The sequence below is a fragment of the Kitasatospora sp. NPDC059462 genome (genome assembly GCF_042749955.1).
Taxonomy (GTDB): domain Bacteria; phylum Actinomycetota; class Actinomycetes; order Streptomycetales; family Streptomycetaceae; genus Kitasatospora.
Map to the genome: position 1 here is coordinate 1 of NZ_JBHYUU010000379.1, position 2,347 is coordinate 2,347.

Consider the following 2,347-nt stretch of genomic DNA (forward strand, 5'->3'; position numbering starts at 1 on the left):
GGGATCGGGGTGGACGCCGGGCCGTGGCTGCTCGTACAGCAGCCAGAACAGCAAAGAAGGCCTCCGGGGTTGCACCCCCGGAGGCCTTGGCCGGTCGCGCACCACCACCCGCTAAGACGAGAGGAACACGATCGTGGGCCCCATCATGGCACTCTCCGCCCGCATCCCGAAGACCGCCGTCCCCGACCTGGACGAGTTGTATGGCCGGTACGCCGGCCGCCTGCTCGTGGCTGCCGCCGAGCAGCTCGCCGACATCAGCCCGGCCGCCGCGGACCTGGACGAGGACCTGGCCGACGCCGTTTGGGACGACGTCGCCGCCGGCCTCTACCCCGACGACACCCGCGGCCTCGAGGGCCTGCTCGTGCTGCTGGCCGAGAAGGTCCGCCGGGTCCGCGCCCGCTCGGTGGCCGCGAGCGAGGCGGTCCGGTCGGTCGTGATCGACCTGGACGACCTCGCCGACACCGAGCCCGCCTCCACCGGCGTCGTGCGGCCGCTGCCGGTCACCGTCTCCGCCGCCGTCACCGCCCTCCGCGTGCTCCCCCTGGCCGGCTGACCCCGATGAGCAGCCAGCACCTCGGCGACCAGGAGGTCGCCCGCCGCATCGCCGCCGCCAACGCGGCCGCCGCGGCCGCCGAGCGCGCCCGCCAGGAGGCCGACCAGCTCCGCCAGCAGCAGGGAGGCACCAAGTGACCCGCACCGACCCCGCCCTGTGCCGCTCCTACGGCGGCGGCGGAACCCCCGGCACTCCCGCCCCGAAGGACGGCCCGGTCACCTCGAAGGGCAGCGGCAAGTGAGCAGCCCGGAGGACCAGGCCTGGACGCGGCAGATGGACGAGCTGCTGCGCCGGGCCCGCGAGATGCGCGCGAAGGCGCAGGCCGAGAAGGCCGCCAAGAAGTAGCAGCCACCACCCGAGACGAGAGGGATTCGCCGGTGATGACGACCGAGGAGTACGCCGCCTGGCAGGCCGGGCTGGACCAGATGCACCGCGACTACGAGGCCGCCGACTACGCCGAGTACGTCGCCTACATGGGCCTGCTCGACGCGCGTGACATCGCCGTCTGGGCCGACCCGCTCCTGGAGCAGCCCGTCACCGACGGCGCGCTCCTGGAGCAGCGGCACGTCCTGGCCGAGGCCGCGCACCCGGACCAGGTCGAGGCGCTGCGGCGCCTCGCCGCCCTGGCCTGACCGCCGCCGGTTGCTGTCGTTCGCCGCCGCGCCGAGCGCCCGGGTAGGTCAGCGGGGCGGGGTCCCAGCTGCTGTAGTCGCTGTCGGAGCCGACGACCCACGCGGGGTCGAGGCCGGCCTTCTCGGCGGCCTCGATCCTGGTCAGGCTGCCGTGCAGGTAGGCGGCGTGGACGTCCGCGATACCGCGGGCCTTGCGGTCCCATGCCGTCGCCGCCGCGAGCGCCGTGTCCTGCGCGGTGATCAGCCGGTAGACGGTGGAGCGCCACTGGGTGTCGGGGGTGGAGGCCAGGGAGGCGGCCAAGTCGTCCATCTCCTGGCGGGCCCGGGTGTAGGCGGTCCACCGGCCGGTGCAGCCGGTGGCGGCGATCTGCAGGTCCAGGACGTACCGGGCGTTGCGCCACAGGCTGCGGGCCTCGTCGTACTCGGCGGCGAGCAGCTGGCGGCCGGCCGGGGAGAGCGCCCGGTCGTGCCAGTGGTCGGCGGGCAGGGCGGGCTCGTCCTCGTCACCGGTGAACGGCACGAAGACCAAAACCAGGTTGCCGAACTCCGTCGGCGCCGTGCCCCGGTAGTGCGGGTGGTGGCGGCCCTCCAGCTCGGCGCAGGCCTGCTGATGGTCGTCGGGGCTGATCACGAACATGCTGTCCTCCCGGACGTGCTGGGTGTGGAGAAGGCCGCCGCGCCCCGCCACCCGGCAGGGGCCGGAGGCGGGGCGCGACGGCCTCTAGGACGGACGGTCGTGGCGCTGGTCAGAGCAGGTCGAGCGGGATGCTGCTGACCGACCGGCCGTCGATGACGGTGGTGACGCTGCCGCGCTCGACGTAGCTGCCGTCGCCGTGGACGTGCACGCCGCCGGTCCGCAGGTCGTTGTACTGCGTGCTGGCGCCAACGTTGATCGGCCCGGACGCGCTACCGATCTGCACGGCGATCCCGTTCACCATCGAGTCGGTGACGCTGTTGCTGGTGTCCTGCTGCGCCATGGTGTGTGCCTCCTCTGTGGGGGCCGGGACGGTCCCGGCCGATCGGTGCGCGGTAGTCGGGCACCGACGAACACCCCCGCGGGCCGGGGGCCCCCGGCCCCGCCCCCGCCGCGCCCGGCGCCCCCGCGACCCCCCAGTCCGCGCGGCACCCGCCCGACCATAAAATCAAACCAACACCACACCAA

The 2,347-nt window shown here is 74.1% G+C and carries 5 protein-coding genes; 3 read left to right on the plus strand and 2 right to left on the minus strand.

From position 1 onward, the window contains the following. The first annotated feature begins 133 nt into the window (after window positions 1-133). The 3 genes from ACFXAM_RS38565 (at window position 134) to ACFXAM_RS38575 (ending at window position 1,185) form a co-directional block, all read left to right on the plus strand. Window positions 134-553 (plus strand): hypothetical protein, encoded by a 420-nt coding sequence (locus ACFXAM_RS38565; protein ID WP_380298582.1) that lies wholly within the window; start codon window positions 134-136, stop codon window positions 551-553. 5 nt (window positions 554-558) lie between these two features. Then, complete coding sequence (locus tag ACFXAM_RS38570; RefSeq protein WP_380298584.1) at window positions 559-690, plus strand: hypothetical protein; 132 nt, start codon at window positions 559-561, stop codon at window positions 688-690. A gap of 243 nt (window positions 691-933) precedes the next feature. Continuing rightward, a complete protein-coding gene (locus ACFXAM_RS38575) occupies window positions 934-1,185 on the plus strand; it encodes a hypothetical protein (RefSeq protein WP_380298586.1) in 252 nt (83 codons plus the stop codon). Here ACFXAM_RS38575 and ACFXAM_RS38580 read toward each other — a convergent pair. Next, window positions 1,088-1,822: a hypothetical protein gene (locus ACFXAM_RS38580; protein WP_380298587.1), complete on the minus strand. Its 735-nt coding sequence runs from the start codon at window positions 1,820-1,822 to the stop codon at window positions 1,088-1,090. The genes ACFXAM_RS38575 and ACFXAM_RS38580 overlap by 98 nt on opposite strands. 109 nt (window positions 1,823-1,931) lie before the next feature. Further along, complete coding sequence (locus tag ACFXAM_RS38585; RefSeq protein WP_380298589.1) at window positions 1,932-2,162, minus strand: hypothetical protein; 231 nt, start codon at window positions 2,160-2,162, stop codon at window positions 1,932-1,934. Window positions 2,163-2,347 lie beyond the last annotated feature (185 nt).

Bases quoted from the DNA above. Each gene is read 5' to 3' on its own strand.
- ACFXAM_RS38570 (WP_380298584.1), top strand. From the start codon at position 559: ATGAGCAGCCAGCACCTCGGCGACCAGGAGGTCGCCCGCCGCATCGCC.
- ACFXAM_RS38575 (WP_380298586.1), top strand. From the start codon at position 934: ATGACGACCGAGGAGTACGCCGCCTGGCAGGCCGGGCTGGACCAGATG.
- ACFXAM_RS38580 (WP_380298587.1), bottom strand. From the start codon at position 1,822: ATGTTCGTGATCAGCCCCGACGACCATCAGCAGGCCTGCGCCGAGCTG.
- ACFXAM_RS38585 (WP_380298589.1), bottom strand. From the start codon at position 2,162: ATGGCGCAGCAGGACACCAGCAACAGCGTCACCGACTCGATGGTGAAC.